Genomic DNA, 13,283 nt, shown 5'->3' on the forward strand with positions numbered 1-13,283 from the left:
TAATGAGAGACAACCGCCGTATGAAATTTTGCGGCGGTTTCTTGAGTATTTTGTCAGGTCTGCGCATGACTGTGCAGTTTCTTACATAAGGGAGGGTGTAATGGATTTTATTGAATTACTGAAGGTTATTTTTCTTGGGATTGTGGAGGGCATCACGGAATGGCTTCCCATCAGCAGCACCGGCCACCTGATACTGGTGGAGGAATTTGTAAAGCTGGATGTGAGTAAACAATTCTGGGAAATGTTCATGGTGGTGATCCAGCTTGGCGCTATCATGGCAGTGGTGGTGCTGTATTTTAAAGATCTCTGGCCATTCCACAACAGAAGACCAAAACATCATAATGTGACAAAGATAGAGAAAGCAGCCGGTTTTATCTGCCGTTTTGTCCAGATAGATAAAATGATCATGTGGTTTAAGATCGTTGTGTCCTGTCTGCCCGCTATCATCGTGGCGCTTCCTTTTAATGATTTTATTGAGGAGAAGTTCAATAATTATTTTGTGGTGGCTGTCATGCTGATCGTGTATGGTGTGCTGTTTATTCTCATTGAGGACTACAACAAGAAAAGAGAGCCGGCGGTAAACTCCATTGCTGAGATATCCTGGAAGATGGCCCTTCTCATCGGTGTATTCCAGCTTCTGGCCGTGATTCCGGGAACTTCCCGTTCGGGAGCTACCATTATTGGCGGAATCCTACTGGGGGCTTCCAGAACCGTTGCGGCGGAGTATACATTTTTCCTGGCAATACCCACCATGTTTGGCGCAAGTCTCTTGAAGCTGGTCAAATTCGGCCTGCATTTTACCGGGGCGGAGCTCATGATACTGGTTGTGGGAATGGTGGTTTCCTTTGTGGTTTCCATTCTGGCTATTAAATTTCTTATGGGATATATCAAGAAGCACGATTTCAAGGTGTTCGGCTGGTACCGGATCGTACTGGGCGTTATTGTGCTCCTCTATTTTACGATTGCCGGTTAAGGGGCAGTCTGAAGACGTGTTAAATGGGCATTGCAGCTGCAATGCCCTTTTGTTGTCTGTAAAATAGGGGTAAGCTATTTTACAGACAATAGAGAAATGGGAAACAATATGTCAGTAATCCCTGCCTATATTTCTGGCTGTCATATAGGCAGTAGATGTAGCTGCCGTGATATTCTGCGGGGTCACACAGTCCCCCAGCATGTAAAATTCAGGTGCGCAGCAGGCAAGAGCTGTGGTCTCCTCCCTCAGCGGCTTCTGACCGGCTGCATAGACAACCTGGTCTGCCTCGTAAAAGCTGTCGCCCTCCGGTGTCCGGCAGGCAACCCCTTCGTCTGTGATCTGTACAGCCTGGGTGTGAAAGAAAATCTTAAGGCCGCGCTTTTTGATTTCTGTATGCAGCCCGAGCATGTGGAGAAAATTGCCTCCGTCGCTCATGTGGTCTGTCATCTCCAGGATCGTGACCTGTTTTCCATAGCGTATGAGATGCAGTCCAAGTTCAATTCCTACCAGGCCGGCTCCCAAAATGACCACTTTGGGACCCAGCTTGTCTGCCAGAGGATAAGCCTCCTGGGCAGAAAACACGTTGTTACTGTCTATACCTGGTACCTGCGGCCGGGCTGCTTTTGCACCCAGGGCTGCGATGATGACGTCTGCGTTTAAGTCCTCCGCATATTCTGGCGTCACTTTCGTCTGCAGGCGAAGTTCTATATTTTTATCTTCCTCAACACATTTCGTCTGCTGGTTTAAATAGTAATCCAGGTTTTTCTTAAAGGCGACGTTTTCTTCACAGCGAAGTACACCGCCCAGCCGCTCATTTTTTTCACAGAGAATGACTTTATGTCCCATTTTGGAACAGGTAAGGGCTGCCTGCATGCCGCCCACGCCTCCGCCCACTACCAGAACTTTTTTCTTTACCTGCGCACAGACAGGCGCATGGCGCAGTTCCAGTTCACGGCCGGATTCCGGGTTGATGGCACAGTAGGGTTCCCCGTTGGTCAGTTCGCTGGAAAAGCAGGAGAGACAGCGCATGCATTTTCTTGCCTTGTCCTCATGCCCGGTACGGATTTTATTGGGAAAATCCGGGTCCGCCAGCAATTCTCTGCCCAGTTCCACAATATCGGCTTTTCCCGAAGCAAGGATGTCTTCCATAAGCTCAGGGTCTGAGAGCGCGCCGATGGTGGCTACCGGAGTGTTTACGTGTTTTTTGATCTCTGCGGCCAGATGCACATTGCATCCATCCTCCAGAAACATACTGGGATGGGTGACAGCGAAGACTTCCTCCACCTCATGATTGCCGGCGGAGACATGGATCAGATCCGCATGTCCGTCAAGCTGTCTGGCAATGGCAATGCCGTTTTCTATGTCATAGCCTCCATCATAGCATTCAGAGCCGCTTATGCGGACTTCCACGGGGAAACCTGCCCCGCAGGCTTTGTGAATACCGTCTACGATGGAGAGCAGCAGTCTGCTTCTGTTTTCAATGTCCGGTCCGCCCCATTTGTCCATTCTGGTGTTGGTGATGGGGGACAGGAACTGGTGCAGCATCCATCCGTGTCCGGCATGTACCAGAACCATGCCGAAGCCGCATTTCTTTGCGAGAAGAGCAGCGTCTATGTATTTTTGGATGGTGCGTTCAATGATTTCCTCTGTCATAGGGCGGATCTTTCTGCCCGCGCATTCACACTCCACCGGGCCGTAGGCTATGCCTTTGGCCTCCGCACCGAAAAAGGACAGGTCACGGTTGGCGAACATGCCGGTATGCTGCAGTTCCAAAGTGGCTACGGCGCCGTACTGGCTGATGCCGTAGGCAATCCTGGAGATGCCCCGGTCTATATTGGGAGTGTCGAGAGCAATGTGTGTTGCCCCGCCTCGTCCAAGCTCCCCGTCTACAATTCCCTCGAAGGTGGCAACGCTGGCAGCGCCTCCCATGGCTTTTCTGCCATAGTAGGCTGCAGCGCCGTCGTTTAAATAGCCATCGCCATTCAGATTCTGGTAACCGGTCGGGGAGGCGAAGATTCGGTTACGGAAAAGAACGTTGCCGAGCTGAATGGGGGCAAACAGATGAGGGTATTTAAAATCTGATTTTTTCATTAAGGATATACTCCTTTCACATGGCTCCCGCCAGCGCGAAGCCTGGGAGGCTGGCAGGAGAGAGTTAGGATGCTCTGTCTTAATAGTATCCCGGAATCCGTAAAGTGTAAATCCATGAATCTGATTGCTTTTTTTGTCGGATGGTGTACAATGTGTATGATGGGTTGAAAAAAGGAGAAGTATATATGAGACTGAACAGTATTATGATATATTACCAGTTGTCCAAACGGTTTAAAATAAATCATGCACAATATTCACAACAATATTCTGTGGGACGCCCTGTCTTTTATGAGCCTTCTGTCTATACGGAGGGGAGAGCTGTCATTGTGGACGCGGAGAATGCTCTACATTGTGTCAGGCATTTGACAGGCTGCGTCCTTCTCTTGGCAGGTTATCCTAACGGGAGCTTTGACTGTGGGAGGAACGACGCAGTCTTTCTGGATGCAGGGATATCGGAGCGGACTTTGTTCAATGCGCTGACAGAGATATTTGATACCTTTGATACCTGGGACGAAAAGCTCAGCAGGATAGTAGGCGGAAATGTGGGATATCAGGAGATCCTGGACAGCTGCCGGAGTGTGCTTCCGGAACCGGCTGCACTTATGGACGGGGATTTTAAATATATCGCATACACAAGCGATGAGGGTATGCGCCGCAAATTCGTGGATGATATGAACCAGCTTCCCCTGGATGATGTCAATGATCTGACCAGCATGCCGGGGTTCAAGGAACTGGAGGAGAGAAAAGAGGCTTTTGTCTATACGGCAGGCGAAGTGGTGATCTATAAAAATATATATCATGAGGGTGCTTATGTGGGCCGCCTGTCCCTTCTGATCGAGGAGGGCCAAAGTGAGGAAAAGACAGAATATGAGAAGGCGGTTTTTAACCACCTTGCCGGTTATGTGGAACAGCTCTATGATCAGTGCGGAGGGTTTGAACTTGGGTCTCCGCGACTGGCTGACCTGCATCACATGATGAAAAAATGTCTGGAGACAGACGGGGCGGACGAGGGCGAGCTTCTGCGCCTTTTGTGGGCCAACAAAAATCTGCCGGGAGACGTTTACTATATGCTCACCATCCGTGAGAATATCCTTCAAAGAGGAAAGGCATATAATATGAGGTATCTCTGTTCACAGATGGAACGGATGTGGCCCGGGGCATACTGTGTGACGCATAACGGGGACATTGCCATGCTGTTTAACCGGAATATGTTTTCAAAATCCACGGATCTGGAATTTCACAAGGAAATGGTGTATTTTCTCAGGGAGAGTGTGCTGGCAGCCGGCTGCAGCCGGGAGTTCACGGATATTTCCTGCATGCGCAGCGCTTACCGGCAGGCAGAGTTTGCCATGGAGATGGGGCTTAGAAAAAATTTTACCTATTGTTATCACAAATTTGATGATTATGCCCTGGATTTTCTGTTAAAATACGGTGTGGGAAATTTTCTGCCGGAACAGCTCTGCAGCAGGGAGCTGCTGTCCTTGTACCGGTATGACAGGGAAAATGAAACTTCCTATTATAAAACACTTTTAACTTATGCGTGTCTGCAGTATAATGCAGTGGCATCCGCCAAGGCGCTGTACATACACCGAAGCTCCTTTATAAACAGGATGGAGCGGATACGGGAACTGATACATCTGAACCTGGAGGATCCGGAGGAGAGGCTGTATCTGCTGTTATCCTTCCGGATCATGGAGGAATACGGTTCCAAAAGCGGGGAAAAATGAGAAGAAGAGGAAATAGAGATGGAGTGCATTTATGGAGAGCAGAGATAAACAGATCCTGGATTTGGCTATGGAGGCCGGCAAGACCCTGCTGGATGCCGGGGCGGAAATCTTCCGGGCGGAGGAGACCATACAGAGAATCGCCAAAGCCTATGGAATAGAAAAATGCAGTGCCTTTGTGATGAGCACCGGGATATTTCTGACTGCGGAGAGCAAAGGGGAGGACATTTATGCCCAGGTCAGGCATATTCCCATCAATTCTGCCAGACTTAACCGGGTGGCAGCCGTGAACCAGCTTTCCAGGGAGATTGTGGAGGGCAGATATACCGTGGAGGAGGCCTGGGAGCGTCTGGAAGCCATTAAGCAGATGCCGGGTAAAAAGAATATTACAAGGATTCTGGCATCAGGCGTAGGCTCTGCCAGCTTCTGCTATGTGCTGGGCGGCGGTATCTGGGATGCAGCGGCAGCCTTTTTGTCAGGTTTTTTACTGTACGTGCTTCTGGTTGCGCTGGAAAAAAGAGAGAAGAAGACATCAAAAATCGTACTGAACTTACTGGGAGGATTCTGGGCTTCCTTTCTGGCTGTGGTCTTTTACCGTCTGGGAATCGGAGAAAATTACGGGAGCATCCTTGTGGGTTCCATCATGCCCCTGGTACCGGGTGTCTCTTTTGTGAACTCCATCCGGGATTTTGCGGACGGTGATTATATCGGAGGCGGTGTCCGGATGCTGGATACCCTGCTGGTGGCTCTGGGCATTGCCCTTGGGGTGGGCCTTATGTACATGCTCTATTACAAAGTGACAGGAGGGGTACTTTTATGATCATGATACAAGGTGCTGCGCAGTTCGTGGCTGCGTTTTTGGGTACTGTGGCTTTTTCCGTGCTGTTTTCCGTCCCGAAGGAACATTATCCCCTGTGCGGGACCATAGGCGGATTGGGATGGCTGATCTGCTGGATCTGCACCAATCCCTTCCATATGAGTGCCGTGACGGGAAGCTTTATCGCCACAGTCTTTATTGTGACAGCTTCGCGCATCGGAAGCACTGTGAGAAAATGCCCGGTCACACTGTTTCTCATTGCCGGCATATTTCCACTTGTACCGGGAATCGGCATCTACAGAACGGTCTACTATACATTGATGCAGGAGAGTGCCCAGAGCCTGTACTACGGGAGACAGACCATCGGAATCGCTTTGGCCATGGTGCTTGGAATCGTGTTTGTATTTGAGATACCTCAGAAAACCATCAACCGGGTCAACCGGATATTCAAGGGAAAAAACAGGAGGAAAAACTGATTATTTCCAGTTTCATTTAAAATTTCTTTAGAGTTTTTCGTTTTATTTTAGAAAATCGTCATAGTTTCATCACATTTTTTCCCTATAATAGGTCTTGGATAGTTGATAAACCACTCACTATCTCCCCCCTCAAGTTGAAAAGGCCCGATACGCGAGTATCGGGTTTTTTCTTTTCCACGGTTGCTTTTTTTCGGCGCCCTGTTATAATAATATCATCACACCAGTTTGAAAAGGGGTACTTTAATATGACAAAAAAAAGAGTAGTAGTGGCATTGGGACACAGAGCATTAGGTACCACATTGCCAGAACAGAAAAATGCAACGAAAAGAACAGCAAAAATAATCGCCGATCTGGTGGAAGCTGGAGCAGAGGTGATCATCACCCACAGCAACGCTCCCCAGGTGGGGATGATCCATACAGCAATGAACGAATTCGGAAAGGTACATCCTGACTACACCGCAGTGCCCATGTCTGTCTGCGCGGCAATGAGCCAGGGCTACATCGGCTATGACGTACAGAACGCCATCCGTGCAGAGCTTTTAAGACGCGGCATCTACAAACCGGTGAGCACAGTCCTCACCCAGGTCACAGTAGACCCCTACGATGACGCCTTCCACGAACCGGTAAAAGTGATCGGAAGGACCCTGACCGAGGAGGAAGCGGAAGCGGAGGAGAAAAAAGGAAACTACGTGACAAAGACCAGCAGCGGCTACCGCAGAATCGTAGCAGCACCGAAGCCTCAGGACATTGTGGAAATTGATGCCATCCGTGCCCTGGCGGATGCGGGCCAGATCGTCATTGCCTGCGGCGGCGGCGGAATCCCCGTCCTGGAACAGGGTGAAGAGCTTCACGGAGCCAGTGCGGTCATCGAAAAAGACCTGATCAGCGGCAAGCTTGCAGAGATGCTGGACGCAGATGAGCTCCTCATCCTCACAAGCGTAGAGAAAGTGTCCTTAAACTACAAATCCGACACCGAGCAGTACCTGGACCACATCACCACCGCCCAGGCCAGACAATACATGTCAGAGGACCAGTTCGAGCCCTCCACCATGCTCCCCAAAATAGAAGCTTCCGTAAACTTCGTCGAAAAGAAAAAAGGCCGCCGTGCAGTCATCACCTCCATAGAAAAAGCCAAGCCCGCCTACCTGGGCAAAACCGGCACCATCATAGAGTAAGCGTAACTATTCAGCCAGCTGAATCGTTACGGGTATTCGCCCATTAAAAATCGCTTCGCGATGGGGCGAATACCTGCCGCCACTACTCTTTTGCACGGTCAGCGCAGTAAATGCGCAGACCTGACTGAACAGTTACGAATAAGCAACGATGTGGTGAACCAAATACCAAAGCTATGACCGAGTCCTCATAATACCCATACTATAATACAAAAGAACTAAAGCCCAATCCCTGAACCGCCGCCCCCAATTTACCGGCTGCCTTTCAGAATCTCCAGCTTTAGTTCTTTTTTGTTTCTTTTCATCTTTTTACCACCGCTGCGAAGAAAGTTGTTCCTATGTTCCGCCTGAGAAAACCAGGGATGAGGGGAGGGGCGGCGTGTATGTTTGTGGCAGCGAGGTTAAGTGGAAGGTTCTGTGAGATCCACCGCCTACGGAGACTTAGGCGAGAGCCCATTGGCGAGCGTCTTAGTCGCAGTTGGCGGTTAGCTCACAGGTTCTGCAACGTCGAGCGGCCACAAACATACACGCCGCCCCTCCCCTCATCCCGTCCCCCAGCCACAAGACTTTACTTCCCCCACCCACCCATTTTCCACAAAACCCTTGCCTCCACAACAACCCCTATGTTATTCTATATTCCAAAGGGCACCCCGTACACCTCACCATTCCCGGCAGCAGCATACCTGCTTCCGGTATCCATGAAAAGGGCAGACGATTCATCTGTCTGAATCATTACGGATATCAGCCCGTCTAAAATCGCTTTGCGATGGGGCAAATACCTGCTGCGGCTGCTCTTATATACAATCAGCGCAGTAAATTACGCAGATCTGATTGAACAATTATGAAAGGGGACAGATTGAGAATGAGACTGACTGAACTTTTACAAAACCTTGAATATATATGTGTACAGGGAAGCCTGGACACAGAAGTGAGGAGTGTAGTCTTTGATTCCAGAAAAGCGGATAAAGACTCTCTTTTTATTTGTATCAAAGGCGCCGTGTCCGACGGACACAAATACGCGGAGGACGTTGCTGCAAAGGGCGCCTCTGTTCTGGTCGTACAGGACCATGTGGCCGTACCGGAGCACGTGACTGTGATAAAAGTGCCGGACAGCCGGTATGCTATGGCCTGCATCTCTGCGGCATGGTTCGGGCACCCGGCCGAGAAGCTTAAAGTCATCGGCATCACAGGAACAAAGGGAAAGACCACAACCACCTACCTTGTAAAATCCATTCTGGAAAATGCAGGCCACAAAGTGGGTCTGATCGGCACGATTGAAGCCATTATCGGTGACAAAGTCATCCCGGCAGCCAATACGACTCCGGAATCCTATGTGGTACAGCAATATTTTGCAGAGATGGTGGAGGCCGGATGCGACAGCGTGGTCATGGAAGTTTCCTCCCAGGGCCTGATGCTCCACAGAACCGCGGGCTTTCTGTTTGACCTGGGAATCTTCACCAATATTGAACCGGACCACATCGGCCCGAATGAGCACAAAGACTTTGAAGATTATATGCACTGCAAGGGCATGCTGTTCAAACAGTGCAGAGTCGGCATTGTGAATGCGGATGATGAACATCTGGAAAAGGTACTGGAGGGCCATACCTGCAGTCTGGAAACCTTTGGATTCAGTGAGAAGGCTGACCTGCGGGCAAAAGACCTGCACCTGGTCACAGGAAAGGGCACGCTGGGCATTGCCTATCAGGCAGAAGGACTCATGAATTTTCCGGTGGAGATTGACCTTCCCGGCAAATTCAGCGTGTACAATTCCCTGACGGCCATTGCCATCTGCCGTCATTTCGGAGTCAGTGTGGAAAATATCCAGAAAGCCCTGAAAGCGGCTAAGGTAAAGGGAAGGATTGAGATGGTCAAAGTCTCCGATGACTTTACCCTTATGATTGATTATGCCCATAATGCTATGAGTCTGGAGAGCCTGCTGACCACCCTGCGGGAGTATGAGCCTGCGCGCCTCGTATGTCTGTTCGGATGCGGCGGAAACCGTTCCAAGCTCCGTCGTTATGAAATGGGGGAAGTATCCGGCCGTCTGGCTGACCTGACCATCATAACCTCAGATAACCCAAGGGATGAGGAGCCGCAGGCCATTATAGATGACATTAAGATCGGGATCAGCAAAACAGCAGGCCATTATGTGGAGATCGCAGACAGAAAAGAAGCCATTGCCTATGCGATCCGTCACGGACAGCCGGGGGATATCATTGTGCTTGCAGGCAAAGGCCATGAGGATTACCAGGAAATCAAAGGAAAGAAATATCCCATGGATGAGAGGAATTTGATCAGGGATATTCTGGCAGAGCAGGCCTGAAGGGGCCGGCCGGAATACGGAGTGGATATATGAGCAGATTATATGCAGATATCATAGTGGATATCTCCCAGGAAAAGCTGGATCGGACGTTTCAGTATGAGATTCCGGAACATCTGCAGGACGACATTCAGATAGGAACCAAGGTAAGAGTCCCTTTCGGAAACGGCGGCAGGGAGATTACCGGCTATGTCATAGACATAACCGGACAGCCCAAGGTGGAGGCTTCCAGGATGAAACAGATCCTGGGGCCTGAGAGCCAGGGGATTCCCATTGAATCCCGGCTCATATCCCTGGCATCATGGATCGCCAAAAACTATGGCTCCACCATGAACCAGGCCCTTAAAACGGTGCTTCCGGTTAAGGAGAAAAAGAAAAAACAGGAGAAGAAATTTCTGGTACTGAAGGCTTCTCCCAGGGAGGCACGACTGTTTTTGGAGGTGTGTGAAAAAAAGCATTTTAAAGCAAAAGCACGTCTCATGACAGGTCTTCTCGAACAGTCTCCTATGCCCTATGAACAGGCGGTGAGTGTGTGGAAGGCCTCCCCTTCTGTGATCCGCGGCCTGGAAGAAAAGGGCATGATTTCCGTGGAGAGTGAGCGGATCTGGAGAAATCCGGTGCATACAGAACAGCAGGATATCATCAAAAAAGAGTTGAACGCCTGCCAGAGAGAAGCGGTGGATCAGATTCTGGATGAGTGGAAATCAGAGACACCGCGTCCCACACTGCTCTACGGTGTCACAGGCAGCGGCAAGACGGAAGTCTATATGGAACTGATCGAGGAGGTCCTTGCAAAAGGACAGCAGGTCATTGTCCTTATCCCGGAGATTGCCCTTACCTATCAGACGGTGGAACGTTTCAGCCGGAGATTCGGTTCGGGTGTCTCTTTTATGCATTCCCGCCTGTCAGCCGGAGAGCGTTTTGACCAGTTTGAGCTGGCCAGAAAGGGGGAGATTTCTGTTGTGGTGGGGCCGCGCTCGGCCCTGTTTACCCCATTTCCGAACCTGGGGCTGATTGTCATTGACGAAGAGCATGAGTCTTCCTATAAAAGTGAGAAGACACCCTGCTACCATGCCAGAGAAGTGGCAGTCCAAAGAGGACAGGTGGAAAATGCCAGGATCGTCATGGGTTCCGCCACCCCTTCTCTGGAGAGCTATGAGAAAGGTATGAACGGTTCCTACCAGCTTCTGACCCTGGACAGCAGGTATGAAAACCGGGCGCTGCCAAAAGTGTACACTGTGGATCTGAAGGAGGAGCTGAAGGCAGGGAACCGTTCCATCTTCAGCACACTTCTCCAGGAAAAGATCAGGGAGAGGCTGGAGAAAAAGGAACAGGTGATCCTGTTTTTGAACCGCAGGGGATACACCGGTTTTGTAAGCTGCCGTTCCTGCGGGCACGTGATGAAATGCCCTCACTGTGATGTCTCACTGACTTCCCACAGAAACGGAAAATTGATCTGCCATTACTGCGGCTACACCATCCCGGATGTGCAGAAATGTCCCTCCTGCGGTTCTCCTTTTATCGGAGGCTTCAAGGCGGGGACTCAGCAGATCGAGGAGATGGTACACCGTCTGTTCCCACAGGCCCGGGTGCTCAGAATGGACGCGGATACCACGAGAAAGAAGGACGACCATGAGAAGATACTGGCCGCTTTTGCCAGAAAAGAGGCAGATGTGCTGGTGGGTACCCAGATGATCATAAAGGGCCACGATTTTCCGGATGTGACTCTTGTGGGGGTTCTTGCAGCGGATCTTTCCCTAAATGGGGAGGACTTCCGGGCAGGAGAGAGAACTTTCCAGATCCTGACCCAGGCTGTGGGCCGTGCGGGAAGAGGAAGAAAGCCCGGAGAAGCAGTGATACAGACATACCAGCCGGAGCACTACAGTATCCGGGCGTCAGCCGGACAGGACTATCCCGGATTTTACAGAGAGGAGATCGCCTACCGGATGCTCATGGGCTATCCCCCCGCAAGAGCCATGGCGGCTGTGCGGGGCGCCTGCGCAGATGAAAATCTTTTGTATCAGGGGCTTTCTTATTGTAAAAAATATATAGAGAAGATATATCCCGGAGAGGATCTGATCCTCATCGGACCGGCGCCTGAGAGCGTGTCAAAGGTCCAGGATATGTATAAGATGGTGCTCTATATGAGACACCGAAACCGCAGGACTCTGGTACAGATCAAGGACTGTCTGGAACGGTATATTGCGGTAAATAAGGGATTTGACAAAATGTTTATCCAGTTTGATTTTAATATATGATTAGTCAGAATGAAAAGGAGAAAAAAGAGATATGGCACTGAGAAATATCAGAACACAGGGAGACAGTATACTGACAAAGAAATGCAGAAAAGTGGAGGCTATGACACCAAAGCTGAAAGAACTCATTGAAGATATGTTTGAGACTATGTATGACGCCTATGGAGTGGGCCTGGCAGCTCCCCAGGTGGGCGTGCTGAAACAGATCGTGGTGATCGACACCACAGGGGAGGACCCTCACGTGCTGATCAATCCCGAGATCATTGAGACATCCGGCACCCAGACCGGGGACGAGGGCTGTCTGAGCCTTCCGGGAATGTCAGGTACTGTGACACGCCCCAATTACGTGAAGGTGAGAGCGCTCAATGAGGATATGGAAGAATATGAACTGGAGGGAACGGAGCTGCTGGCAAGGGCCATCTGCCATGAGACAGACCATCTCCAGGGAAAAATGTATACAGAACTGGTGGAGGGCGAGCTTCGCAGGAACAGCTATGAGGAGGATGAAGAATGAGAGTAGTCTTTATGGGTACCCCGGATTTTGCCGTGGGTACGCTGGAAACCCTGATTGCAGCCGGTCATGAGGTGGCAGCCGTGGTAACACAGCCGGATAAGCCCAAGGGCAGAGGAAAAAGCCTGATGCCCACTCCGGTGAAGGAGGTAGCCCTTGCCCATCAGATTCCTGTATTTCAGCCGAAAAAGGTACGGGACCCGGAGTTTGTGGAAACCCTCAGGACGATCGCACCGGATGTGATCGTGGTGGCTGCTTTCGGGCAGATCATCTCAAAGGAAATTCTGGATATGCCCAGATATGGCTGCATCAATGTGCATGCCTCTCTTTTACCCGCTTACCGGGGGGCAGCGCCTATTCAGTGGGCTGTCATCAATGGGGACAAAGAATCAGGCGTCACGATCATGCGTATGAGTGAAGGCCTGGACACCGGTGATATGATAGATAAAGTGGTAGTCCCTCTGGAGGAAAAGGAGACCGGCGGCAGTCTGTTTGACAAGTTAAGCAAAGCAGGTGCCGCACTCTGTGCAGAGGTGCTGGTAAAACTGGAAAATGGCACTGCCGTCTTTGAAAAGCAGCCGGAACAAAGTACCACGGCTTATGCTTCCATGATTGACAAGAAGATGGGAAAGATCAACTGGGAGCGCCCGGCAAAAGAGATTGAGCAGCTCATCCGCGGATTGAATCCATGGCCCAGCGCATACACATCCGTGAACGGTAAAAACCTGAAGCTGTGGACCGCTTCTGTAGTCCACGAGGCAGGCAATGGCGTTCCGGGAGAAATTCTGGAGGCCGGAAAAGAGGGGCTGCTGGTAAAAACAGGAGATGGGCTTCTGCTCATTCAGGAGCTGCAGCTGGAAGGAAAGAAAAGAATGGATACCGCAGCTTTTCTGCGGGGATATACAGTAGATAAAGGATGTATCCTTGGGGAGTAAAGAGGAAAA

10 protein-coding genes are annotated in these 13,283 nt (G+C 50.5%); 9 read left to right on the top strand and 1 reads right to left on the bottom strand.

Going from position 1 to position 13,283, the window contains the following annotated elements:
* The first annotated feature begins 100 nt into the window (after positions 1 to 100).
* Positions 101 to 973, top strand: coding sequence for an undecaprenyl-diphosphate phosphatase (locus MUB35_RS24110; protein ID WP_054352278.1), 873 nt, complete (start codon positions 101 to 103; stop codon positions 971 to 973).
* Positions 974 to 1,084: 111 nt separating this feature from the next.
* Here MUB35_RS24110 and MUB35_RS24115 read toward each other — a convergent pair whose 3' ends face one another.
* Positions 1,085 to 3,064, bottom strand: coding sequence for an oxidoreductase (locus MUB35_RS24115; RefSeq protein WP_244806965.1), 1,980 nt, complete (start codon positions 3,062 to 3,064; stop codon positions 1,085 to 1,087).
* A 185-nt stretch (positions 3,065 to 3,249) separates the two neighbouring features.
* Here MUB35_RS24115 and MUB35_RS24120 point away from each other — a divergent pair, with 185 nt between their 5' ends.
* The 8 genes from MUB35_RS24120 to fmt all read left to right on the top strand — a co-directional run bounded on the left by MUB35_RS24120 (position 3,250) and on the right by fmt (position 13,274).
* Positions 3,250 to 4,791 (top strand): helix-turn-helix domain-containing protein, encoded by a 1,542-nt coding sequence (locus MUB35_RS24120; RefSeq protein WP_244806966.1) that lies wholly within the window; start codon positions 3,250 to 3,252, stop codon positions 4,789 to 4,791.
* A gap of 31 nt (positions 4,792 to 4,822) precedes the next feature.
* Complete coding sequence (locus MUB35_RS24125) at positions 4,823 to 5,608, top strand: threonine/serine exporter family protein (RefSeq protein ID WP_033143127.1); 786 nt, start codon at positions 4,823 to 4,825, stop codon at positions 5,606 to 5,608.
* On the top strand, positions 5,605 to 6,081 hold the full coding sequence (locus tag MUB35_RS24130) for a threonine/serine exporter family protein (protein ID WP_103732099.1): 477 nt from the start codon (positions 5,605 to 5,607) through the stop codon (positions 6,079 to 6,081). Before MUB35_RS24125 ends, MUB35_RS24130 begins: the two co-directional genes overlap by 4 nt.
* Positions 6,082 to 6,326: 245 nt before the next feature.
* Positions 6,327 to 7,256, top strand: a complete 930-nt coding sequence (gene arcC / locus MUB35_RS24135) for a carbamate kinase (protein ID WP_033143126.1) — start codon at positions 6,327 to 6,329, stop codon at positions 7,254 to 7,256.
* A gap of 859 nt (positions 7,257 to 8,115) precedes the next feature.
* Positions 8,116 to 9,576 (top strand): UDP-N-acetylmuramoyl-L-alanyl-D-glutamate--2,6-diaminopimelate ligase, encoded by a 1,461-nt coding sequence (locus MUB35_RS24140; RefSeq protein WP_244806967.1) that lies wholly within the window; start codon positions 8,116 to 8,118, stop codon positions 9,574 to 9,576.
* Positions 9,577 to 9,605: 29 nt separating this feature from the next.
* The gene (priA, locus tag MUB35_RS24145) at positions 9,606 to 11,831 is read left to right on the top strand and encodes a replication restart helicase PriA (RefSeq protein ID WP_244806968.1); all 2,226 of its coding nucleotides are present in this window, start codon (positions 9,606 to 9,608) and stop codon (positions 11,829 to 11,831) included.
* A 31-nt stretch (positions 11,832 to 11,862) separates the two neighbouring features.
* Complete coding sequence (gene def, locus MUB35_RS24150; RefSeq protein ID WP_033139074.1) at positions 11,863 to 12,342, top strand: peptide deformylase; 480 nt, start codon at positions 11,863 to 11,865, stop codon at positions 12,340 to 12,342.
* A complete protein-coding gene (gene fmt, locus MUB35_RS24155; protein WP_033139073.1) occupies positions 12,339 to 13,274 on the top strand; it encodes a methionyl-tRNA formyltransferase in 936 nt (311 codons plus the stop codon). The genes def and fmt overlap by 4 nt, the downstream gene beginning before the upstream one ends.
* The last annotated feature ends 9 nt before the right edge of the window (positions 13,275 to 13,283 follow it).

This window comes from Blautia sp. NSJ-175 (assembly GCF_022867815.1).
Lineage (GTDB): Bacteria > Bacillota > Clostridia > Lachnospirales > Lachnospiraceae > Blautia > Blautia celeris.

Excerpts from the sequence above, each read along its gene's own strand:
- MUB35_RS24120 (WP_244806966.1), top strand. The coding sequence starts at position 3,250 with ATGAGACTGAACAGTATTATGATATATTACCAGTTGTCCAAACGGTTT.
- priA (WP_244806968.1), top strand. The coding sequence starts at position 9,606 with ATGAGCAGATTATATGCAGATATCATAGTGGATATCTCCCAGGAAAAG.
- def (WP_033139074.1), top strand. The coding sequence starts at position 11,863 with ATGGCACTGAGAAATATCAGAACACAGGGAGACAGTATACTGACAAAG.
- fmt (WP_033139073.1), top strand. The coding sequence starts at position 12,339 with ATGAGAGTAGTCTTTATGGGTACCCCGGATTTTGCCGTGGGTACGCTG.
- MUB35_RS24140 (WP_244806967.1), top strand. The coding sequence starts at position 8,116 with ATGAGACTGACTGAACTTTTACAAAACCTTGAATATATATGTGTACAG.
- MUB35_RS24130 (WP_103732099.1), top strand. The coding sequence starts at position 5,605 with ATGATCATGATACAAGGTGCTGCGCAGTTCGTGGCTGCGTTTTTGGGT.
- arcC (WP_033143126.1), top strand. The coding sequence starts at position 6,327 with ATGACAAAAAAAAGAGTAGTAGTGGCATTGGGACACAGAGCATTAGGT.
- MUB35_RS24115 (WP_244806965.1), bottom strand. The coding sequence starts at position 3,064 with ATGAAAAAATCAGATTTTAAATACCCTCATCTGTTTGCCCCCATTCAG.
- MUB35_RS24110 (WP_054352278.1), top strand. The coding sequence starts at position 101 with ATGGATTTTATTGAATTACTGAAGGTTATTTTTCTTGGGATTGTGGAG.
- MUB35_RS24125 (WP_033143127.1), top strand. The coding sequence starts at position 4,823 with ATGGAGAGCAGAGATAAACAGATCCTGGATTTGGCTATGGAGGCCGGC.